Annotated in this window: 20 protein-coding genes and 1 pseudogene; 14 read left to right on the top strand and 7 right to left on the bottom strand. The window is 67.8% G+C overall.

Annotated elements, in window-relative coordinates:
• Positions 1 to 77 precede the first annotated feature (77 nt).
• Both ASD21_RS10055 and ASD21_RS10050 read left to right on the top strand, forming a co-directional pair.
• The gene (locus tag ASD21_RS10055) at positions 78 to 755 is read left to right on the top strand and encodes a nitroreductase (protein ID WP_056440211.1); all 678 of its coding nucleotides are present in this window, start codon (positions 78 to 80) and stop codon (positions 753 to 755) included.
• A gap of 238 nt (positions 756 to 993) precedes the next feature.
• Positions 994 to 2,748, top strand: coding sequence for an ATP-binding protein (locus ASD21_RS10050; RefSeq protein ID WP_235524868.1), 1,755 nt, complete (start codon positions 994 to 996; stop codon positions 2,746 to 2,748).
• A gap of 6 nt (positions 2,749 to 2,754) precedes the next feature.
• On the opposite strand, the gene ASD21_RS10045 is transcribed toward ASD21_RS10050, so the two are convergent.
• Positions 2,755 to 3,780, bottom strand: coding sequence for a N(4)-(beta-N-acetylglucosaminyl)-L-asparaginase (locus ASD21_RS10045; protein ID WP_056440209.1), 1,026 nt, complete (start codon positions 3,778 to 3,780; stop codon positions 2,755 to 2,757).
• 58 nt (positions 3,781 to 3,838) lie between these two features.
• Between ASD21_RS10045 and ASD21_RS10040 the strand changes: the two genes are divergently transcribed.
• Entirely contained in the window at positions 3,839 to 4,582 is a 744-nt protein-coding gene (locus ASD21_RS10040; protein ID WP_056441119.1) for a copper homeostasis protein CutC, read from the top strand.
• Between the two features lie 28 nt (positions 4,583 to 4,610).
• Here the strand turns inward: ASD21_RS10040 and ASD21_RS10035 are convergent, their stop codons facing one another.
• Positions 4,611 to 5,630: a WD40 repeat domain-containing protein gene (locus tag ASD21_RS10035; protein WP_056440206.1), complete on the bottom strand. Its 1,020-nt coding sequence runs from the start codon at positions 5,628 to 5,630 to the stop codon at positions 4,611 to 4,613.
• A 235-nt stretch (positions 5,631 to 5,865) separates the two neighbouring features.
• Here ASD21_RS10035 and ASD21_RS10030 point away from each other — a divergent pair, with 235 nt between their 5' ends.
• The gene (locus ASD21_RS10030; RefSeq protein WP_056440204.1) at positions 5,866 to 6,315 is read left to right on the top strand and encodes a biopolymer transporter ExbD; all 450 of its coding nucleotides are present in this window, start codon (positions 5,866 to 5,868) and stop codon (positions 6,313 to 6,315) included.
• Positions 6,316 to 6,468: 153 nt separating this feature from the next.
• On the top strand, positions 6,469 to 6,906 hold the full coding sequence (locus ASD21_RS10025) for a biopolymer transporter ExbD (RefSeq protein WP_056440203.1): 438 nt from the start codon (positions 6,469 to 6,471) through the stop codon (positions 6,904 to 6,906).
• 42 nt (positions 6,907 to 6,948) lie between these two features.
• Here ASD21_RS10025 and ASD21_RS10020 read toward each other — a convergent pair whose 3' ends face one another.
• Positions 6,949 to 8,067, bottom strand: coding sequence for a CobW family GTP-binding protein (locus tag ASD21_RS10020; protein ID WP_056440201.1), 1,119 nt, complete (start codon positions 8,065 to 8,067; stop codon positions 6,949 to 6,951).
• A gap of 56 nt (positions 8,068 to 8,123) precedes the next feature.
• The gene (locus tag ASD21_RS10015) at positions 8,124 to 8,750 is read right to left on the bottom strand and encodes a hypothetical protein (protein ID WP_056440199.1); all 627 of its coding nucleotides are present in this window, start codon (positions 8,748 to 8,750) and stop codon (positions 8,124 to 8,126) included.
• A 185-nt stretch (positions 8,751 to 8,935) separates the two neighbouring features.
• Here ASD21_RS10015 and rplU point away from each other — a divergent pair, with 185 nt between their 5' ends.
• From rplU to ASD21_RS10000, 3 genes are all read left to right on the top strand, one after another.
• Positions 8,936 to 9,445 (top strand): 50S ribosomal protein L21, encoded by a 510-nt coding sequence (gene rplU, locus ASD21_RS10010; RefSeq protein WP_056440197.1) that lies wholly within the window; start codon positions 8,936 to 8,938, stop codon positions 9,443 to 9,445.
• A gap of 80 nt (positions 9,446 to 9,525) precedes the next feature.
• The gene (rpmA, locus tag ASD21_RS10005; protein ID WP_056440196.1) at positions 9,526 to 9,795 is read left to right on the top strand and encodes a 50S ribosomal protein L27; all 270 of its coding nucleotides are present in this window, start codon (positions 9,526 to 9,528) and stop codon (positions 9,793 to 9,795) included.
• A gap of 199 nt (positions 9,796 to 9,994) precedes the next feature.
• Positions 9,995 to 10,528 carry a GNAT family N-acetyltransferase gene (locus tag ASD21_RS10000; RefSeq protein WP_056440194.1) on the top strand — a complete coding sequence of 178 codons (534 nt, stop codon included), beginning with the start codon at positions 9,995 to 9,997 and terminating at the stop codon, positions 10,526 to 10,528.
• A gap of 43 nt (positions 10,529 to 10,571) precedes the next feature.
• On the opposite strand, the gene ASD21_RS09995 is transcribed toward ASD21_RS10000, so the two are convergent.
• The gene (locus ASD21_RS09995) at positions 10,572 to 11,525 is read right to left on the bottom strand and encodes a hypothetical protein (RefSeq protein WP_235523826.1); all 954 of its coding nucleotides are present in this window, start codon (positions 11,523 to 11,525) and stop codon (positions 10,572 to 10,574) included.
• A 212-nt stretch (positions 11,526 to 11,737) separates the two neighbouring features.
• Here ASD21_RS09995 and obgE point away from each other — a divergent pair, with 212 nt between their 5' ends.
• The 4 genes from obgE to ASD21_RS09975 all read left to right on the top strand — a co-directional run bounded on the left by obgE (position 11,738) and on the right by ASD21_RS09975 (position 15,863).
• A complete protein-coding gene (gene obgE, locus ASD21_RS09990) occupies positions 11,738 to 12,802 on the top strand; it encodes a GTPase ObgE (protein ID WP_056440190.1) in 1,065 nt (354 codons plus the stop codon).
• Positions 12,802 to 13,935 (top strand): glutamate 5-kinase, encoded by a 1,134-nt coding sequence (gene proB / locus ASD21_RS09985; protein ID WP_056440188.1) that lies wholly within the window; start codon positions 12,802 to 12,804, stop codon positions 13,933 to 13,935. The genes obgE and proB overlap by 1 nt, the downstream gene beginning before the upstream one ends.
• 1 nt (position 13,936) lies before the next feature.
• Complete coding sequence (locus tag ASD21_RS09980; protein ID WP_056440186.1) at positions 13,937 to 14,347, top strand: DUF3574 domain-containing protein; 411 nt, start codon at positions 13,937 to 13,939, stop codon at positions 14,345 to 14,347.
• A 115-nt stretch (positions 14,348 to 14,462) separates the two neighbouring features.
• On the top strand, positions 14,463 to 15,863 hold the full coding sequence (locus tag ASD21_RS09975; protein WP_056440184.1) for a tyrosinase family protein: 1,401 nt from the start codon (positions 14,463 to 14,465) through the stop codon (positions 15,861 to 15,863).
• A gap of 40 nt (positions 15,864 to 15,903) precedes the next feature.
• Here the strand turns inward: ASD21_RS09975 and ASD21_RS09970 are convergent, their stop codons facing one another.
• Positions 15,904 to 18,240: a GH92 family glycosyl hydrolase gene (locus ASD21_RS09970; RefSeq protein ID WP_056440182.1), complete on the bottom strand. Its 2,337-nt coding sequence runs from the start codon at positions 18,238 to 18,240 to the stop codon at positions 15,904 to 15,906.
• A 246-nt stretch (positions 18,241 to 18,486) separates the two neighbouring features.
• Positions 18,487 to 19,155, bottom strand: coding sequence for a hypothetical protein (locus ASD21_RS09965; RefSeq protein ID WP_056440180.1), 669 nt, complete (start codon positions 19,153 to 19,155; stop codon positions 18,487 to 18,489).
• Positions 19,156 to 19,656: 501 nt separating this feature from the next.
• On the opposite strand from ASD21_RS09965, the pseudogene ASD21_RS25235 reads away from it, so the two are divergent.
• Positions 19,657 to 19,724 (top strand): annotated as a pseudogene (locus tag ASD21_RS25235) (hypothetical protein); the annotation flags it as partial.
• Positions 19,725 to 20,212: 488 nt separating this feature from the next.
• A complete protein-coding gene (locus ASD21_RS09960) occupies positions 20,213 to 21,121 on the top strand; it encodes a hypothetical protein (RefSeq protein ID WP_156398342.1) in 909 nt (302 codons plus the stop codon).
• Positions 21,122 to 21,222 lie beyond the last annotated feature (101 nt).

Raw genomic sequence — 21,222 nt, 5'->3', positions numbered from 1 at the left:
CTTGCCTTGACGTTGCGGCCGGATGCTAACCAAGCCTCTGTCGCGGGGATAGCCGCGCATCCGTTAGCGAGGCCTTGATGACCGACTTCCGCACCGTGTCCAAAGCCGTCGAACGCCGGATGTCGGTTCGCGCCTTCAGGCCCGACCCGGTGCCCGGCGCGGTGGTGCGCGAACTGCTCGAGGCCGCCGCCCGCGCCCCGTCGGGCGGGAACCTCCAGCCCTGGGTGGTGCACGCCCTGGCCGGCGAGCCGCTGAAGGAGTTCAAGGCCCTGGTCGCCTCGCGGCTGATGGACCGCGACGAGCCGGAATACCACGTCTATCCGCCCAACCTGTGGGAGCCCCTGCGCACCCGCCGCTACCAAGTCGGCGAGGATCTCTACGGCGCGCTGAACATCCCGCGCGAGAACAAGCTGGGCCGACTGCAGCAGTTCGCCCAGAACGCCGAGTTCTTCGGCGCGCCGGCGGCCCTGTTCTTCTCGGTCCACCGTGACTGCGGCCCGCCGCAGTGGTCGGACATCGGCATGTACATGCAGACCCTGATGCTGCTGGCGGTCGAAAGGGGGCTGGACACCTGCGCCCAGGAGTTCTGGTCGGTCTACGGCAAGCTGGTGGCGACGTTCATCGACCTGCCGGCCGACCACATGCTGTTCTGCGGCATGGCCCTTGGCTATCGCGACGAGACCGCGGCCGTGAACAACTGGCGCTCGCGGCGAGAGCCGTTTGGGGAGTGGGGGACCATGCGGGGATTTGAGTAACGGCCCTCCCTGGGCGCAACCTATCCACGCCCGAGGCCGCCCGGCCTCTAAGGCCAAGCTCTGCGGCGTTCTGTCGCCAATTTTGCGTAACGTCGTTCAGCGCCCCTGATCCTATAAATCCAAACGGTTGTTGGACGGGCGGAACGACATGCGAGCTGCGCAAATAGGGGATCGACTCCGAAGCGACCCCATCAAGCTCGCGCTGATCGGACACGCGCATCGCAACGCCTCGGCGACGATGGCGGTGCAGGCCGCCGCCGCGATCGGCGTCTGCGCGGTCGCGCAGCCCGCGGAGCGACCCTTCCGACTGGTCTGGCTGGCGGTGGTCCTGACCCTGCTGGCGGCTCGCCTCGTGACCGACCGGCTGCTGGGTGGAGCGCTTCGCGGGCGCTTCCTGGCCGACCACCTTTCGCTTCTGGCTCAAGTCCACAGCCTGGGCCTGATCCTCAGCGCGGGATTGTGGGCCTTGCTGGCCTGCGTGAGGATTCCCCTGGACAGCGTCGACGCGCGCTACGTGCTGATCATCGTGCTGTCCGCCCTGGCCGGCGGCGCGACGGGCGTCCTGTCGCCTCTGAAGTGGACCGGCCGGATCTATGTTTCCCTGATCCTTCTGCCCGCCTCCCTGACCCTGATCAGCGTGCGCGGCGTGGACGCCACCCTGGGCGTTCTCGGCGTCATCTTCTGGGTGGTCATGATGCTGGGCCATCGCAACAACCACGCCCTGCTGGTCGACGCCCTGCGCTTGCGCGACGAGAACCGCGAACTGCTCGAGGACATCGCACGCCGCAACCACCAGACCAACTGCCTCAATCAGAACCTCGAAAGCAGCGTCCGGGCCCGCACGATCGAGCTGGAGCGCATGACCGAGGAAGCCCAGGTCGCCAACCGCGCCAAGTCGCAGTTCCTGGCCACGGTGAGCCACGAAATGCGCACGCCGTTGAACGCCATTCTCGGCGAGGGCCAATTGCTGGCCCGGGAGGATCTCACCCCGCCGCAGAGAACCCGTGTCGCGAGCATCCAGACGGCGTCTCGGGTCATGCGGCAGCTGATCGACGACATTCTCGACATTTCGCAGATCGAAGCCGGCGCGCTGCAGCTGCGGCCGAACGTGTTCGCGCTCGAGACGTTCGTGAACGATCTTCGGCAGATCTTCCAACCCCTGGCCGACGCCCGTGGCCTTTCGTTCCTGGTCACCGTGCAGCCGGACATGGCGCCGTTCCGGCGCGGCGACCCGGATCGGCTTCGCCAGATCATCGGCAACCTCATCGCCAACGCCTTGAAGTTCACGCGCCAGGGCGGCGTGACCGTCAAGATCGGCGGCGACGACGAACATCTCACGGTCTCGGTCATCGACACGGGGATCGGCATCGCCGCCAAGGATCACGAGACGATCTTCCAGCGCTTCGTTCAGGTCGACAGTTCATCGACGCGCGAGGTCGGCGGCATCGGCCTCGGCCTGGCCATCGGCCGCGAGCTCGCCGAACAGATGGGGGGCTCGCTGCGCGTGGCGTCGGCGCGGGGCATCGGGGCGCGGTTCGACTTCAGCGCGCCGATTCCGGCCGTGGTCGGCTCCGCCCCGCTCGTCGAAGTCGAGGACGTCGTGGCCCAGGAGGGCGCGCCGGCCTCGCTGCTGGTGGTGGACGACAACCCGGTGAACCGTCGCATCCTCGCCGCCCTGATGGAGCCCTTCGGCGTCGAATGCGGCTTCGCGGCCAGCGGCAGGGAAGCGGTCGAGGCCTGGCGTCGCCAGTCCTGGGACGCGATTTTCATGGACATCCACATGCCCGACATGGACGGCGTCGAAGCCACCCGGACGATCCGCGCCGAAGAGACGGCCGCCGGCCGCGACAGGACGCCCATCATCGCCGTCACCGCCAGCGTGCTCACCCATGAGGTGGAGGCCTATCGGCAAGCCGGCATGGATGACGTCCTGCCCAAACCTATCGAGGCGTCGGCCCTGGCCGACATGTTGTCGCGCGGCGTGGCGGCCTAGACAGCCTCAGTAGAAGCTCTCCCCCGCCACCAGGCGGTCCTGCCGCGTCGCGTCGCACAGGGCGTAGCTGAAGCCCTTCTGGATCGACCAGGCCCCGACCTCGCCGGTCTTGCTCAGCGCCAGGAACCCCACCTGGACGTCCTTGGCCCACGGCTTCTTTTTCAGGATCCGCGCCACGGCTTCCTTGCAGGCGTCCCGAGGCGAGCGGCCCTGGCGCATCAGTTCCACGACCAGGAAGCTGCCGACGTTGCGGATCACCTCCTCGCCGACGCCGGTGGAGGTGGCCGCGCCGACCTCGTTGTCGACATAGAGCCCGGCTCCGACGATCGGACTGTCGCCGACCCGACCGCGCAGTTTCCAGGCCATGCCGCTGGTGGTGCAGGCGCCCGACAGGTTCCCGTGGGCGTCGAGGGCCAACATGCCGATGGTGTCGTGATTGCCCTTGCCGCCGGGCGTGCCCAACTGGCCCGAGGTCTTGCCGTAGTCGCCGATCTCGCTATTGGCCTTGGGCGCGTATTTGGCCTCCTTGCGCCAAGCCTCCCAGGCGGCGCGGGATTCCGGCGTCAGCAGTTCTTCGCGCGGAAAACCCTGCTCCTGAGCGAACTGCAGGGCGCCGGGCCCGACCAGCAGGACGTGCGGGGTCTTCTCCATCACCGCCCGAGCCACAGAGATCGGATGGGCGATGTGCTCCAGGGCGGCGACCGCGCCGCAATTGCCCTGCTCGTCCATGATGCTGGCGTCCAGCGAGACGTGCCCGTCGCGGTCGGGATAGCCGGCGCGGCCGACGCTGTGGTTCTTCAGGTCCTGCTCGGGAATGCGAGCTCCGGCCTCCACCGCGTCCAGCGCCCGGCCGCCCTTGCTCAGGATCGCCCAGGCCGCCTGGTTGGCCGGCACGCCGAAGTCCCAGGTGGAGATCACGCAGGGCTTGGTCAGTTGGATGCCGCCCGCTTCATCGGCGGCGATCGCCGCGCCCGCGCCGATGATGGCCGGTCCGGCAAGGGACGCGCCGATTAGGCCTCTGCGATTCAGCATGGGTGTGCTCCAAGAACGCCGTTTCCGAATCCCTAGCATGAGCATCGGAGAGGCGAAGATGTCCGACCGCGTGATCCTGGAAGTCTGTGTCGATACGCCCGCCGGACTGGCGGCGGCGATCGCCGGTGGCGCGGATCGCATCGAACTCTGCTCGGCCCTGGCCCTGCAGGGCCTGACCCCGGCGCCCGGGCTGATGACCCTCGCCGCCGAGGCGGCGATCCCGATCTTTCCGATGATCCGGCCGCGCAACGGCGACTTCGTCTATGACGCCGGCGACCTGGACGCGATCTTCCGCGACATCGACGCCACGCGCGAGGCGGGGCTGGCCGGGGTGGTGATCGGCGCCAATCTACCTACAGGGGAACTGGACGCAGACGTCTTGTCGATGCTGGTGGCCCATGCCGAGGGCCTGGGCGTCACCCTGCACCGGGCCTTCGATCTGACGCCCGATCCGTTCGCGGCGCTGGAAGCCGCCATCGACCTGGGCTTCGAACGTATCCTGACTTCGGGCTGCGCCCTGAACGCCATGGCCGGGGCCGAGACGATCGCGGCGCTGGTCGAGAAGGCCGACGGGCGCATCGCCATCTTGGCCGGCGGCGGGGTCAATCCGTCGAACGTGGCCGAACTGGTGACGCGGACCGGGGTTCGCGAGGTGCACGGCTCGTGCAGCGGGCCGATGGCCTATGGCCTGGGCCAGGGCCACGAGGACCGAGCCTACAAGCTGGGCTTCGTGCAGGACGGGCTGCGCGACACGGACGAAGAGACGGTGGCGGCGGTGGTGAAGGTGCTGAGCGCCCTCTAACGTCACCCCGCCTTCTGGAGCGTGAAGTCTAGAACCGCGTGTCCATCGCCGGGATCGCGATGATCCCCGCCTCGCCGTCCTCGTCGCCCCAGGCCAGACGCGCGCCATCCGGCGAGACCGCCAGCGCACTGATCGCCGCGCCTTTTTCGGCCTTCAGGGTCTCGATGCGGCCGGACCGCATGTGGGCGCCCCAGATCTTGCCGTTGTCCTGGCCGGCGATGGCGACCGGCAGGGCCTCGACGCCGGCCACCCGCACCACCATCGAGTCGCGGGAGAAGCCGATCTCGGCGGCTTCCTTGCCCATCGGACCGTTGGCCCCGGCGAACGGCCAGACCACCGCGCCGTTGGCGCCGGCCGTGACCATCAGATTGCCCTTGTCGAAGAAGCCGAAGCTTTTGATCTTGGAGGGGTAGCCGCCCATCCGCATGTCCTTGCCGTCGGCCAGGCGCCAGCCGTGCAGTTGGTTCTCCTGCATCGACGAGACCAGGAACTTGCCGTCGGGGCTGAACATCACGGCGATGTGGCTGCCGGCCCACTTCATGACCTGCGGCTTCTGCCCTTCGATCTTGGCCCACCACAGGCTGACGCCGCCGTAGCCGGCCGCGGCCAGACGGCGGCCTTTCGGGTCGAAGGCCAAGCCCGAGACGGTCTTGTCGTGGGCGAAGACGCGCAGGAACTTGGGATCGGCCGCGTCGCGGACATGGGCCTCCTTGCCGGCGGTGAAGGCGATCAGGCCGGAGGCGGCGCTGGCGGCCACGTGCTCGATCCAGCGGCCCTTGACCTCGGCGATCAGGGTGGCGGCGACCTCGTCGCCCTCGAGCCGGCTCCAGACCACGCGGCCGTCGTCGCCGCCGGTGACGATCCCGCGGCCCGACGGGTGGACGGCGGCGGCCAGGACGGCGCCTTGGTGGGCCTCGACGGTGACGAAACCGGGCTCTGCGCCGATGGCGGCCTCGAATCGGACCGTGCCGTCGCCCAGCGCGAAAGCGGCGCGGCCGGCGCGGTCGAACAGGGCGGCGGTGACATAGGCGTCGAAGGAATAGATCATCCGCGCGCCATACCGCGCCCCGATGCGGGCGCCTAGTCGCGCGTCAGTTCTCGCGGGGCGCGAGCCGAGATGGAAGAACCCGTCATCCGAACGCCGTTCCGCTAAAAAGACTCACAAAAGGGGTTGCCATCGCGCCGCGTCGTCGGGCTTTACTTCCGCGCCCGTCTGAGCCAGACGTGGCGATCTAACATTTTCGGGACCGCGACGGACGCGGCCCTTAGGAGACAGTCAGGCAATGGCGGCTAAACTCTCCGGCGGTGGCGGCAGCAAATACTCGCTGGGCCAGAATGCCGACATCAACGTCACGCCCTTCGTCGACATTCTGCTCGTGCTGCTGATCATCTTCATGGTCGCCGTGCCGATGGCGACCGTGGCGATCAAGGTGGACCTGCCGCCGGCGGTCCCGCCGCCGCCGAACGCGCCGAAGCCGAAGGAGCCGGTGTTCATCTCGATCCAGGAATCGGGCGCGCTGTACGTCGCTGACAAGCAGACCAGCCTGGACAACCTGCAGTTCGACCTGGAGGCCAAGTTCGTGGCCAACGACCAGGCCGGCCCGAAGGACGACCAGCGCATCATGGTCCGCGCCGACGCCGACGTGACCTATGCCGACTTCATGGGCGTGCTGAACGCCCTGCAGACCGCCGGCTGGTACAAGGTCGGCCTGATCAACGAAGACATCCACTAAGGGTCTTCGGCGATCGCCGGAAAATCAGGGGCCGGACGCTAGCGTCCGGCCCCTTTTTCGCGCCCGCGACTTGGCGCTTTACAAATGTAAGAAAGCTCGCAAACTACGCCTGTAACTTCAATCAACCCCAAGGGTTCGAAGAGGAGACAGGCGATGGGGGCTAAACTCGCGGGCAACAGCGGCGGGCGCTATGCGATCCAGCAGAACGCGGACATCAACGTCACCCCGTTCGTCGACATCCTGCTGGTGCTGCTGATCATCTTCATGGTCGCCGTGCCGATCGCCACCACCTCGATCAAGCTCGACATGCCGCCGGCTTCGGACAAGGTCGCGCCGAAGGAGCCGGTGTTCATCTCGATCCAGAACTCGGGCGCTCTGTTCCTGGCGGGCCAGCCCACCAGCCTGAAGACCCTGGCCCAGGACCTGAACGCCAAGTTCGCCGCCAACGGCCAGAAGGGCCCTCGCAAGGACCAGCGGCTGATGGTCAGCGCCCAGGCCGACGTGCCCTACGAGGCGCTGATGGGCGTGATCGACCGGGTTCACACCGAAGGCTGGACCCAGATCGGGATCATCAACGAGGATCTTCACTAGGGGCCTTTTAGGCCCTCTCCCACGGGGGGAGGGCCTGCGCCCCTAAGCCGCCGTCGCCTCGAAGCCGGCCTTCAGCTCGGCCTCGTCCAGATCGCGGCCGATGAACACCATGCGGCTGTAGCGGTTGTCCTTGTCGGTCCACGGGCGCTGGAAGTCGCCCTCCAGGATCATGTGCACGGCCTGGAAGACCAGGCGGCGCTCCTCGCCCTTGACGTCGATGATGCCCTTGGCGCGCAGGATGTCCGGGCCGCGACGGGCCAGCAGGTCGTTGAGCCAGACGGTGATCTTCTGGCCGTCGACCGGCCTGTCCAGGGTCAGGGAGATCCCCTTCACGCCGTCGTCGTGGATGGCGCTCTTGGCGTCGTGATGATGATCGTGACCGCAGTGTTCGTCATGCACGTGGCCATGGTCGTGGTCGTGGCCATGGTGATGATGGTCGTGGCCGCAGTGTTCGTCGTGCACGTGGCCGGCCTCGCCGTGGGCCGGGTTCAGGAACGCCGGCTCCAGCTCGGTGATCCGCTCCAGGTCGAAGCTGTGCTTGCCGATGATCGCCTCGAGCGGGACGTTCGAGCGCTGGGCGCGGTGGATCGGGGCCAGCGGGTTGATCCGCCGGATGCGGGCCTCGACGTGGCGCAGGTCGTCCTCCGAGACCAGGTCGGTCTTGTTCAGCACGATCTGGTCGGCGAAGGCGATCTGCTCGACCGCTTCCTTGCTGTCGCCCAGGCGCAGGAGGATGTGCTTGGCGTCGACCACGGCGGTCACCGAGTCCAGATAGGTGCGGGCCTTGACGTCGTCGTCGACGAAGAAGGTCTGGGCCACCGGGCCCGGATCGGCCAGGCCCGTGGTCTCGACCACGATGGCGTCGAAGCCGCCCTTGCGCTTCATCAGGCCCTGCAGAACCCGGATCAGGTCGCCGCGCACCGTGCAGCAGACGCAGCCGTTGTTCATCTCGAACACTTCCTCGTCGGCCCCGACCACCAGGTCGTTGTCGATGCCCACCTCGCCGAACTCGTTGACGATCACGGCGTATTTCTTGCCGTGCTCCTCGGTGAGGATGCGGTTGAGCAGGGTGGTCTTGCCGGCGCCGAGATAGCCGGTCAGCACGGTGACGGGGATCTTGCCATTTGCGGCAGGCGATGAGGCGGGAGCGGTGTTGGTCATGGGCGCTATTTAGGGCTGATGGGCCCTCTGTGAAAGCACCCCCTAAAAGAGCGCTCTCAGGTCTTCAGGAAAGCCACCGCCGCGCCGATGAAGATCAGGGCCGCGCCGAGGATCAGTTCCTCGTACTGCTCCAGCCGGTCCAGACCCAGGCGGCTGAACCCGGCCAGGCTCAGGCCGGTGAAGATCAACATGCCCGCCGAGGTCGCGGTCAGCAGCACGGCGCTCAAGGTGACGAAGCCGATCACCCCGTGCTCCATGCCCGCCAGATAATAGGGAAGGAACGCCTCGCACGGCGACAGGGTCAGCAGCACCACCAGGGCGGTGATCGCCGCCTTGTCCGAGGTGAACTTGCGGGTCCCGTCCATCGTCGCGTGCCGGTGGCGGCCGCGCACCAGATAGAAGACGCCGATCGCCGCCATCAGCCCGCCGACGATCCAATGGAAGGAACCGCCCACATGCGGCTGGGCCACCAGGCCCGCGGCCACCACCGCCAGGCCCAGCAGGATCGTCAGGCCCACATGGCCCAGGCCCGCCAGCAGGGTGACGCCCAGGGTGCGCACGGTCGTCCACTTCTGGGCGCGGCCCACCAGCACGAACGGCAGCCAATGCGTGGGCAGGGCCGCGTGCAGGAAGGCCACGGCGAAACCCGTGGCGGCGACGGAGGCGAAGAAGGTCGTGTTCACGCCCGACCCTTAGACTGTTATAGTGTAACACGCCAGCCCCGATATGACTCGCAAAGGTTGCCGGAAAGCCGCATCCGGCCGTTGACTCACAGGGCTTGGCCTGTATAAGTCCGCCCCCTCGCCCGCTGGGTTTCCTCGCGGGCGTTCCCTATTTTGCGAACGCACGTTTCTTAAGGCGCTAACCTATGTACGCGGTGATCAAAACCGGCGGCAAGCAGTACCGGGTCCAAGCCGGCGACCTGCTGGTTGTCGAAAAGCTCGACGGTGAACCGGGCTCGGAAGTCGCTTTCGGCGAAGTCCTCATGCTTGGCGAAGGCGAGGCCGTGACGATCGGCGCGCCCCTGATTGAAGGCGCGGTCGTGACCGGCGCCCTGCTCGAAACCCGCAAGGGCGAGAAGGTCAAGATCTTCAAGAAGATCCGCCGTCAGGGCTATCGCCGCACCCGCGGCCACCGCCAGACCGAGTCGGTCGTGCGCGTGACCTCGGTGGCCGGCGGGGGCAAGGAAACCAAGTGGGAAGGCGTCATCGACCTGACCCCGAAGGTGATCCTGAACGCCCGCGCCCGCGGCCTGGGTGACGCCGCCGTCCCGGCGACGATCCCGAGCATGCCGGTGAAGGCCGAAACCGCCGCTCCGAAGAAGAAGGCCGCGCCGAAAAAGGCCGCGACCGAAGCTGCTCCGGAAGCCGAAGCCTGAGACCCTCGCGGGGCTCAACGAACGATTAGCTCGATCCAGGTCTCTTAAGAGAAACCGGGTCTAGGAACTAGGAGGCCACTATGGCTCACAAGAAATCTGGCGGCTCGTCCAGCAACGGTCGCGACTCGGCCGGCCGCCGCCTTGGCGTGAAGAAGTTCGGTGGCCAGAAGGTCGCCGCCGGCAACATCATCATCCGCCAGCGCGGCACCAAGTTCTATCCCGGCGTGAACGTCGGCATGGGCAAGGACCACACCCTGTTCGCCCTCATCGAGGGCGCGGTGGCTTTTGTCACCAAGCGCAACAACCGTACCTACGTGAACGTAGCCGCTCCGGCCCAGGCCGCCGAATAGCGCGAACCTCGTAGAAACCGGGTCGCGCTTTCCTCAAGAAAGACGATCCGGACAGACGAACCTAAGCGGGGAGTCCGGAACGCCGGGCTCCCCGCTTTTGTTTTGTCCGCTCGAAATTTCTCGGCCGCAAAAGAACCCCAGGCCTGAAATCCGAGCGTCACGGTCCCCACCTAGAAGGACCGAGAACGGGAGGCGCGCGATGTGCGTGATCGAGAAGAGTCCGATCATCGAGACGCGGCGGCTGACGCTGCGGGCTCCCAGGGTCGATGACGCGTCGCGGATCGCGGCGCTGTGCGGCGACTACGCGATCGCCAAGATGACCACCCGCATGCCCTGGCCCTACAGCCAGAGCGACGCCGACGGCTTCGTCGCCCGTTGCCAGGTCCAGGACAGGCGCAAGGACTCCACCTTCGTGATCGACCTGGAGGACGAGGGCGTGGTCGGGGTGCTGGGCTTCTTCACCCCGCCCGACGGTCATCTGGAGATCGGCTACTGGGTCGGCCGGCCCTATTGGGGCCGCGGCCTGGCGACGGAAGCCGCCCAGGGCGCCCTGGCCTGGGCCAAGTCCGACTGGCGCAAGAAGCTGGTCGTCGCCGGCCACTTCGCCGACAACCCCGCCTCGGGCCAGGTGCTGGTCAAGGCCGGCTTCCTCTATACGGGCGTCGTCGAGCACAAGCCGTCGACCGCCCGGGGCGAACCCGTGCCGACGCGGATGATGGTGTGGCTGGCTTGATCTGGCGCCCTTCCCTCCCCCTTGTGGGGAGGGAAGGAAGACGTCAGGCCGCGCGGTGCGTGGCGACGACCTTTTGCGGGCCTTCGCGGAAGCGCTTCTCGGCGACGATGATCCGCTCGCACAGGGCGTCCAGGTCGCTGAGCAGCGAATAGGTCGCGTAGATCGGGATTTCCATCATCGCCACCTGGGCGCGCGGCATGAACTCGCAGTACTTCTTCCACGAGACATTGCTGTCGCGGGCGTTCATGGCCCGCTGGCCCAGCGGATTCCACAGGTTCAGGCCCATCAGCTCGTCCCGGCACTCCTTCATCACCGGCAGGGCGATGTAGAGGAACAGGAAGGTCGGGGTGGCGGCGCGGGCGAACTGCGGCTGCACCTGCATGTGCCAGATGCGGAAGGCCTCGAAGAAGTTGGCCTTGCGGGTCGGGTCCGGCGGCAGCCACTGCAGATTGGGATTGATCAGCTCCTGGGCCGAGCCCGAGCGCTTGATCAGTTCGTCGGCCGAGCGGCCCTCGGCCATGGTCTTGTTCAGGGCGTTGATCGGGATCGCCAGGCGCTTGGCCACTTCGGTATAGGCGACCTGGCGGCCGGCCATCGGCGTCCACTGACCGAAGTTCTGGGCGTTCGGGGCCTGGGCGCGCTTCATCGCCGCGGCCTGGTGCATCAGCTGGTGGGTTTCGCGGCTCTTGGCGGCCTGCTGACGGTCGAACTCTTCCTCGTGGGCGGCCTGTTCCTCGGCCGTCATCCAGCGGACCTTTCCGGGTCCGTAGGTGCGTTCGTTGCGGTTGAGCAGGATGAAGTTGTGTTCTTCGGTCGGGCGGCGGCCGATGGCGGTCAGGAAGGCGCGGAAGTCGCGCCACTCCGGGGCCAGGCCCGTGCCCCGGCTCATCAGCATGTTCCGATGGAGCGACGCCTCGTGGGTGTACTTGCGACACAGGGTCGGCAGCGTCAGATCCTGGAGGTCATGCGCAAATTCGGCGTCAGAAATCGTCGTCAACGCCAACCCTCCCCGCGCAATGGTCCTGTCGGTTTCCTCATGGGATCCAATGTCACATGATCTGTTTTAACATTTCGTCACGACGCCAAACGCGGTTAAGCGCGGCAAAGCGACGCCCTCACCACCGGATTCAGGCCTCCAGACTCCTGTAACGCTTGGCTTCCGGCCGGTTTCGGCTCGACGCGAAAGCCGCCTTGCGACAAAAGACGCTCATGAAATTCTTGGACCAGTGCAAAATCTATGTCCGCTCCGGCAACGGCGGCGGCGGCGCGGTCTCGTTCCGACGCGAGAAGTACATCGAATACGGCGGCCCCGACGGCGGGGACGGCGGCCGAGGCGGCGACGTATGGATCGAGGCGGTCGAGGGCCTCAACACCCTGATCGACTACCGCTACCAGCAACACTTCAAGGCCGGGACGGGCGTCCACGGCATGGGCCGGGCGCGCCATGGCGCGGCGGGCGACGACGTGGTCCTGAAGGTTCCCGTCGGCACCCAGGTGCTGGAGGAGGACAAGGAGACCCTGATCGCCGACCTCGACACCGTCGGCATGACCCTGCGCCTGGCCAAGGGCGGCAACGGGGGCTGGGGCAACCTGCACTTCAAGGGTCCGGTCAACCAGGCTCCGAAGTACGCCAATCCGGGCCAGGAGGGCGAGGAGCTGTGGGTCTGGCTGCGGCTGAAGCTGATCGCCGACGTCGGCCTGGTCGGCCTGCCCAACGCCGGAAAGTCGACCTTCCTGGCCGCCGCCAGCGCCGCCAAGCCCAAGATCGCCGACTATCCGTTCACCACCCTGACGCCCAATCTCGGCGTGGTCGACCTGTCGACCAGCGAGCGGTTCGTGCTGGCCGACATTCCCGGCCTGATCGAAGGCGCCAGCGAGGGCGCGGGCCTGGGCACCCGCTTCCTGGGCCACGTCGAGCGCTCGGCGGTGCTGATCCACCTGGTGGACGCCACGCAGGAGGACATCGCCGGCGCCTGGACCACGATCCGCGGCGAGCTGGAAGCCTATGGCGACGAGCTGGCCGACAAATCCGAGATCCTGGCCTTGAACAAGGTCGACGCCCTGGACGACGAGACCCGCGCAGCCAAGGCCGCCGAGCTCGAGGCCGTGGCGGGGATCAAGCCGATGCTGGTCTCCGGAGTTTCCGGCGAAGGCGTCACCGAGCTGCTGCGCGCCGCCTACAGCCAGGTGCGCATCCGCCGGGGCGACGCGATCGAGGAGATCGAGGACGACGAGGACCACGTCGAGGAGACCCCCGGGGGCTGGAACCCGTAATGAGCGCTTCGGGGGGAGCGCTTACACGCGCCAAACGCATCGTCTTCAAGGTCGGCTCGGCCCTGCTGGTCGACGCCGCCACCGGCGCGGCCGACCGGGCCTGGCTGGACGCCTTCTGCGCCGACCTCGCTCGCCTGCGGGCCCGGGGACAGCAGGTGATCGTGGTGTCGTCCGGGGCCGTGGCCCTGGGTCGCCGGCGTCTCGGCCTGACCGGACGCAAGTCGCTCACCCTGCCCGAGAAGCAGGCCGCCGCCGCCGCCGGCCAATCGGTGCTGATGCGGGCCTGGGAAGAGGCGCTGGAGCCGCACGGCGTCGGCGCCGCCCAGATCCTGCTGACCCGGGACGACACCGAGGTGCGCCGCCGCTGGCTGAACGCCCGCGCCACCGCCGAGACCCTGATCGCCCTGAACGTCGTGCCCGTGGTCAACGAGAACGACACGGTGGTGACCGAGGAGATCCGCTACGGCGACAACGACCGCCTGGCCGCCCGCGTAGCCCAGATGGTCGGCGCCGACCTGCTGGTGCTGCTGTCGGACATCGACGGCCTCTACACCGCCGATCCGCGCCGCGATCCGTCGGCGACCCATATCGAGCGGGTCAGCGAGATCACGCCGAAGATCGCCGCCATGGCCGAGGGGGCCAACGCCTCGGCCGGGGTCGGCACCGGCGGCATGGCCACCAAGATCGCCGCCGCCCGCATCGCCAGGGCCGCCGGTTGCGCCACCCTGATCACCCTGGGCTCGCGCCCCGCCCCGCTGCGGGCCATCGAGGACGGGGCCCTGGCCACCGTGATCGAGGCCGGCGCCTCGCCGGCCGCCGCCTACAAGGCCTGGATCGCCGGATCGCTGGCCCCGCAAGGCTGGCTGACCGTCGACGCCGGGGCCGCCGCCGCCCTGGTCAACGGCAAGAGCCTGCTCTGCGCCGGGGTGCGCGCCGTGGAGGGTCCGTTCGACAAGGGCGACGCCGTCCGTGTCCGAGACGAGACCGGCCGCGAGGTCGCCCGGGGCCTGGTCCGCTACGACAGCGCCGACGCCCACCGCATCGCCGGCCTGCGCTCGGACGCCATCGAGGCCGAGCTGGGCTTCACCGAGGGCCCGATGATCCACGCCGACGACCTGGCGGTGGGAGGCTAGGATGCGAGCCGCGCTGCTGCCCCTGCTGGCCGGCGCGACCCTGCTCACCGGTTGCGCCAGCCTGGCGACGGCGACCTGTCCGGCGGGCCAGAACCCCGGCCGCGCCGTGGAGCTGCTTTTCGGCCGCAAGATCGGCGACCAGGTCGGCGTCTCCGAGGTCGACTTCGCCCGTTTCGTCGACGAGGAGCTGACCCCGCGCTTTCCCGACGGCCTGACCGTGCTCGACGCCGCCGGCCAGTGGCGCTCCAACGCCGGCCCGATCCTCCGCGAGCCGTCGAAGGTGGTGATCCTGGCCCTGCCCGGCCGCGCCGGCGGCGAGGACCGGCTGGACGCCGTGCGCGCCGCCTACCGCCAGCGGTTCTCGCAAGAGGCCGTGCTGGTGATCACCCAGCCGGCGTGCTTGGGATTCTAGGCGTCCGGCCAGCCTCTCCCGCTGGAAAATCGCCCGCTGATCAAACTTTTCGGCGAGCACTCTTCAAAACACAACCAAAGGACGCTATCGTCTCCCGACACAAGGGGAGGGCGACATGCTCGACAGACGCAAGATGCTGGGCGCGGGTCTCGCCGCGGCCGGAGTTTCCACGGGCTTGGCCGCGGGTCTGGGCGCCGATCAGGCGCGGGCCCAGTCGGTTCGCACGCGGGTCTCCTGGGCGCAGTTCGTGACGACGCCGTCCTACGCCAAGTTCGTCGCCGCCGTGAAGACGATGCGGGCCAACACCAACCCCAACGACCCCAACAGCTGGTTCTACTGGGCCAACATCCACCAGAACTTCTGCCCGCACGGCCAGCCCTATTTCCTGACCTGGCATCGCGGCTACATCTACCGGTTCGAGCAGCAGATCCGGGCGATCTCGGGCGACCAGGCCTTCAACCTTCCCTATTGGGACTACTTCGCCAACGCCAACCTGCCCAAGGAATTCACCACGCCGGGGGACGCCAGCAACCCGCTGTGGACCCAGCGCAAGAACACCAACGTGGCCGCCGCCCTGGGCTACGGCTTCACCCAGCCGCAATACGTCAACTTCCCGCGCAACTGGCCCTCGCCGATGGAGCCGCAGATCGAGAGCGTGCCGCACAATCCGGTGCACAACATCATCGGCGGCTTCATGCCCACCCTGCAGTCGCCGCAAGATCCGATCTTCTGGGTCCACCACGGCAATATCGACCGGCTGTGGGCCGCCTGGATCACCGCCGGCGGCGGGCGGACCATGCCGGCGACCAACGATCCCTACTGGAACGGGTCCTTCAACTACGGGGCCACCCCCGGCATGGCCAAGATCCAGACGCGGGACACCACCACGACCCTCGGCTACGTCTATGACAACCAGCGCCTGCCCCGGCCGCCCGCCCTCAAGACCCCGGCCCGGCCGCTGCTGCGCGCCGTGCCGATGAACGGCGAGAAGGCGATCGACGGGGTGATCTCGCTGGGCGACAGCCAGGGCGCCCTGACCCTGGACGATCGCTCCTTCAGCGTCAGCGTGCCCCTGGGCCCGCAAGGCAAGCTGAAGGCCGGGGCCCTGGCCGCCGCGCCGCCTCGCGCGCAGGCCCCCGCCGAGCTGAACGTGGTGCTCGACGAGGTCGCCCTGACCGAGGTCGGCAAGGACGGCGGCTATTTCTACAAGGTCTATGTCAACCTGCCGGCGGCGGGTGGCGCGCCCGAGGAACGCCACCTGATCGGCACGGTCGGGGCCTTCGAAATCGCCGGAGCCCTGCATCACGCCGACGGCGGGGACCAGGCGGATCACGGCGATCACGGCGGCAAGGCCAAGCTGGTCCTGCCCGCCACCGACGTCCTTCGCGGCCTCTCGGCGGGCCAGCTCAGCCAACTGGTGGTGTCCTTCGTCCGGGTCGACGGCGCCAACGCGCCCAAGGGCCCGGCGATCACCATCGGCGACTTCAGCGTCCAGGCGGTCACGCCGGCGCGCTGAGGGCGGGCGCCCTTCCCTTGTCCCCACGGAGGAAGGGCGCCTACTTCCCATAGGCGGTCATCGACATCGGCCGGTCCTTCGCCGCCGACGCCCAGGTCTTGTTCGGCGTGGCGCTCATCGTGAAGACCAGCTCGCCGCCGGCCCGGATCTCGGCGTCGCGCAGGAAGCTCCGCGTCAGCGGCTTGCCGTTCAGGGTGACCGCGCCGAGGTAGGGCTTGTCGTCCGACAATCCCACCGCCCGCACCGTGAACCGCTTGCCGCCCTCCAGGTTCAGCACGGCGCGCTCCACGAACGGCCGGCCGATCACATATTCGTTCGAGCCCGGCGCGACCGGGTAGAAGCCCAGCGACGTGAACACCAGCCAGGCCGACATCTGGCCCAGGTCGTCATTGCCCGACAGGCCGTCCGGCGTGGGCTTGTACTGGCTCTTCACGATCTGGGTCAGCCGGGCCTGGGTGCGCCAGGGGGCGCCGGCGTAGTCGTACATGTAGGCCACGTGGTGGCTGGGCTCGTTGCCGTGGATGTACTGGCCGATCAGGCCGGCGATGTCCTCGGCGTGGGAGTAGTCGAGCTTGGAGTTGTCGAAGTCGAACATGGCGTCCAGCTTCTTCACCGTCGCCGCGTCGCCGCCCATCAGGCCGACCAGCCCGCCCAGGTCCTGCGGCGCGAACCACGAATATTGCCAGGCGTTGCCCTCGGTGTAGTCGCTGCCGTAGTTGATGGCGGTCGGATCGAACGGCGTGCGGAACGTCCCGTCGCTCTTGCGGGCCCGCAGGAAGCCGGTCTTGACGTCGAAGCTGTTCCTCCAGTTGCCGGCCCGCTTCTCAAAGGTCGCGGCGACGTCGGCCCTGCCCATGGCCTTGGCCATGCGGGCGATGGTCCAGTCGTCATAGGCGTATTCGACGGTCTTGGAGGCGGCCTCCGGCTCCTTGTCGATCGGCACGTAGCCGAGCGCCGTGTAGTCGCCGAGACCGCCGTAGGGGGCGTAGGCGGCGCTCTTGACCATGGCGTCCAGGGCCGCGGTCTCGTCGAAGCCCCGGATGCCCTTCAGGTAGGCGTCGGCGATCACCGGCACGGCGTGGTAGCCGATCATCGTCCAGGTCTCCTGGCCGTGGAACTGCCAGACCGGCAGGATCCCGTACGGGCTCTCCTGTTGCGAGGCGATCAGCGAATTGACCACGTCGCTGGTGCGCTTTTCCGGCTGGACCAGGGTCAGCAGCGGATGTTCGGCGCGGAAGGTGTCCCACAGCGAGAAGGTCGAGTGGAAGGTGAAGCCCTTCCCCCCTGAAGTTTGGGCGGTATGCACTTCGTTGTCCGGCCCGCGATAGCGGCCGTCGACGTCGCTGAACACGCTGGGGGCCAGCAGGGTGTGGTAGAGCGCGGTGTAGACGCTGGTGCGCATCTCGGAGGGCGCGGCGATCTCGACCGCGCCCAGGGCCTTCTCCCAGTCAGCTCTGGTCCGGGCCCGCAGGCCGTCGAAGTCGAAGCCCTTCTCGTCGCTGTCGAGGTTGAGAACCGCGTTGGCCTCGCTGACCGACGAGAGGGCCACCTTGGCCACCAGCGGCCCGTCGATCGTCCCGAAGTCGAAGACCCCGACCAGGGCCCGGCCCTCCATCTGGGCGCGGTCGAAGGCGGTGCGGCCTGGCTGGGCGAAACCCTTGTAGGGAACGGCCTCTTCCTTGTTGTACAGCGCCTTGCCGACCAGGGGCTTGTCGAAGCGGATGGCGAAATAGAGCTGGCGGCCCGGGGCCCAGCCGCGGGTCTCGCGCATGCCCGTCACCGTGCCGTCCTCGGCCACGCGGATCCGCGACCAGCTGACCTTGCCCGGATAGTTGTAGATCGAGGTGCGCAGGTCGAGCAGCACCTGGGCCCGCGCGCCCTTGGCGAAGCTGTAGCGGTGCAGGCCGGTGCGCAGGCCGGCCGTCAGCTCGGCCCGCACCTGGCTGTCGGTCAGGGTCACGGCGTAGTAGCCGGGCTGGGCGACTTCGCCGTCGTGCGAAAAGCGCGAGCGGTAGCCCGAGCCGGGCTTGTCGGCCTCGCCGGGCTCCAGCTTGGCCTCGCCGCTGACCGGGGCCAGCAGGATGTCGCCGAGGTCGGAGTGGCCCGAGCCCGAGAAGTGGGTGTGCGAGAAGCCCAGGATCGTCGGGTCGCTGTAGCGGTAGCCGGCGGCGCGGGCGTAGCTCTGCTTGAACGGCAGGATGTCGGTGTCGGGGCTCAGTTGCACCATGCCGAACGGGGCGACCGCGCCGGGGAAGGTGTGGCCGTCGCCGCCCGTGCCGATGAACGGGTCGACGGCCTCGTAGGGGGTTTTGTCCTGGGCGAAGGCCGCAGACGCCGACAGCGCCGCGATCGCGGCCAGCACCAGTCCAAGACGCATGGGATTCTCCTCCGACTTCGACCCGGACCCTAGCCGGAGGCGACGGGCGGCGTCACTCGATTTGGGAAGTTTGGTTTCGTAAGTCTCCTCCCCTCCAGACCCTGCCCCCGTGGGGGGAGGCGATCGCGCAGCGATCGGTGGGGGGAGTGTCAGGATCGTCGATCCGGGTAGTGGCCGCCATCCGATCACTCCCCCCTCCGTCGCCCTTCGGGCGACACCTCCCCCACGGGGGGAGGACCTTGAACCTCAGAACAGGGCCACGGGGATCATCAGCGCGACGAAGAAGACCAGGGCCTGGACCAGCGCCCAGACCGCGATCCCCGCCGCCCGCAACGGGCCGATCGCCAGGCGGCCGGCGAACCAGCGGGTCTGGGCGGTCAGGAACCAGGCGATCCCGGCCAGCATCAGCAGCAGGCCGTAGACATTGGGGATGTCGTGGCGCTGGAAGATGATCCCGCCGCCGATCACGATCACCGCGCACGGCCCGGCCAGGTAGCACTGGGCGTAGAACGGCGGGCGCAGGCTCTCGCGCGACAGCCGGATGCCCTGGCGGCGCAGCAGGGCGACGGCGGCGACCAGCGGGATCAGGCTGAAGATCAGGGCGCGGAACAGGGCCGCGTTCTGCGGCGAGGCGAAGATCGCGTGCTGCAGCGTCCCGCCGCCTTGCGGCTGGGGCAGGTGCGCGGCCAGGGCGATCAGGTTCATCAGCACGACGGTGATCAGCAGGAACAGCGGCGGCGTCAGGCTGTCGTCGTAGCGCCCGGCCTCGTCGTCGCCTTGCTCGGCGTCGGAATAGGCCATGGTCTCCAACGGCCGGACCAGCACCCGCCACAGGGTCAGCGGATAGAAGACCAGCCACGACGTCGCCTCGAACAGGAACTCCTCGAAGCTGCGCAGGAGTTTCATGAAATCCATGCGGCCCTCGCGTGGCGCGCCGGAGTCGGGGCCCGGCGGGGGGACTTTGGCGGGGATGGCGGCGGGCGGCAATCGGGGGAAAGGCTGACCCGACGAGGTCCTCCCCCCGTGGGGGAGGCGGCCGAAGGCCGGTGGGGGGAGGTGTAGGATCGGCGATCCGGGTTGCGGTCATCTGCCGATCACTCCCCCCTCCGTCGGCTACGCCGACACCTCCCCCACGGGGGGGAGGGACTTGGACACACGGCTTCTCGTTCTCACGCGGCAAGCCGCTGAGGAGATGGAAAGGGTCGCGGAGCGCCGGACATCGTCCGGAGTTTGAAAAAGAATACCGTTTCGACGAAGCCCGATCGCTCCGCGCGGTCGTTATCCGGAAGCCCGCGACGCCTGCTGCTAGGTCAGCCCTCACGCCACGCCGTTTCTGTGTTCCATGCCCGGCCGGCCCTGGAGACGTGAGGTTTGACGAGGTCCCTACGCACGCGAACCCCGCCGCCGACAGAGCTTCCCGCTCGATCGCCCCCCGCCGCCGCATCGGTCGCTGGCCATGCGCCCTTTCCTTGCGTCGAGGTGGGATCAGGATACGGGCGATTGGGAGGGTGAGGACCAAATCGGGTCGAGAAAGTTTATCGCGTTGAAATCGTGGGGGTTTGTTGGCTATGCACCAAGCATAAACCCCTTCCCTCCCCCTCGCGGGGAGGGCGGCCCTGGCAGCGCCAGGGTCGGGTGGGGGGCTGCTGAGTCGGCAGAAAAGTCTCGCGTCCGACACCCTGCACCGATCCCCCACCCGTCGGCTTCGCCGCCACCCTCCCCACAAGGGGGAGGGACTGGGCGTTTGTCGGAAAAGCCCCTGACGTCATCGCCAGCGGCGAGGCCGCGCCTTGAAACCTTGATGGCGAGCCTGCTCTGTCGTCGCGGCGGCGCGACGCGCCGTCCTTGACACGGCCAGACGCCAGAGCTCCGATCCACCAAGGCTTTAAGGCGCGGCCCCATCCGGGGCGGATGGGTCGCCTGACTGGAACCTGAGCGTTGCACGCCACCTCAAGCCGTGCTGACCTCAGACATGAAAGCTTGGCTGATAGCGCTTCTGGCGCTGACACAGATGGGGGCGGCCACGCTGCCCGCGCCGTCCGAACCTTCTCCCGACGATCGAGTTCCACTGGTCGCGATCATCGCGAACCCGTCACTCTATGACGGCCGCCATGTCGAAACCTCCGGTTACCTGAACCTCGAACTCGAGGGTGACGCTCTCTATGTGGGTAAGGACGATTTCGACGCGTTCCAAACTCAGAACGGCGTCTGGTTCAGCGTCCCCAGGATGGACCGAAGCGCTCGGCGTTCGCTAGCTCGCCACTACGTCCACGCGTCGGGCACATTTCACGCCGATCCGAAGGGCGCCTATGGCGCATACCGCGGCACGCTCAGCGTCGAAGGCGTGGAAATCGCCGCCACGCGTCGGCAACTTTCGTTTCTCTACGAGCAGTCCCTATCACCCATTCCATTGCCCTGGCCGCCGGTCATTGGGCTCCTGGTTGGACTTACGGCTTTCGTCTATGGCGGTCACATAATCCGTCGCGCCCTCACGCGTCGCGACGGCGAAAGCCCCCGACTCTCAGCCCACGCTTTTCGCGGTCAATCACGCGCCTGGCTGCTGCTGGTGTGCCTCGTTAGCCTGTTCATGGCGCTTCGGCTGATCGGCAGCGCCCAGATCGTTTCAATGCCGCGTGTTTTTGGCCTTTTCGACATCTGGTTCGCCTTCAGCGTCGTCGAGTGCGTAGTCGGCGCCTGCGGCCTGGCCGCCATGTGGGCGGCTCATGCGACAAGGCGCAGAACCCTATGCGTGATCGCCATCGTTCTGCAGTTGATCGCTCCGGGCGCCCGGGAACTGATGCGGATGGACACGTGGCAAAGTCAGATGACCTACCCCTTTGTCCCCCATGCCAAGGTCTATACCTGGCTTCGCCACCCTTAACCCCCAGCCCCGCTAACACCCCCACCACCCTTTCCCCATTCCCCACACGCCCCAAAGCGCCTAGGTAAGCCTCACTCTGAGCATATCCGGGATCGGAAGGA

Source organism: Caulobacter sp. Root1455, assembly GCF_001426905.1.
Taxonomy (GTDB): domain Bacteria; phylum Pseudomonadota; class Alphaproteobacteria; order Caulobacterales; family Caulobacteraceae; genus Caulobacter.
This window is presented reverse-complemented; position numbering and strand designations above follow the sequence as displayed.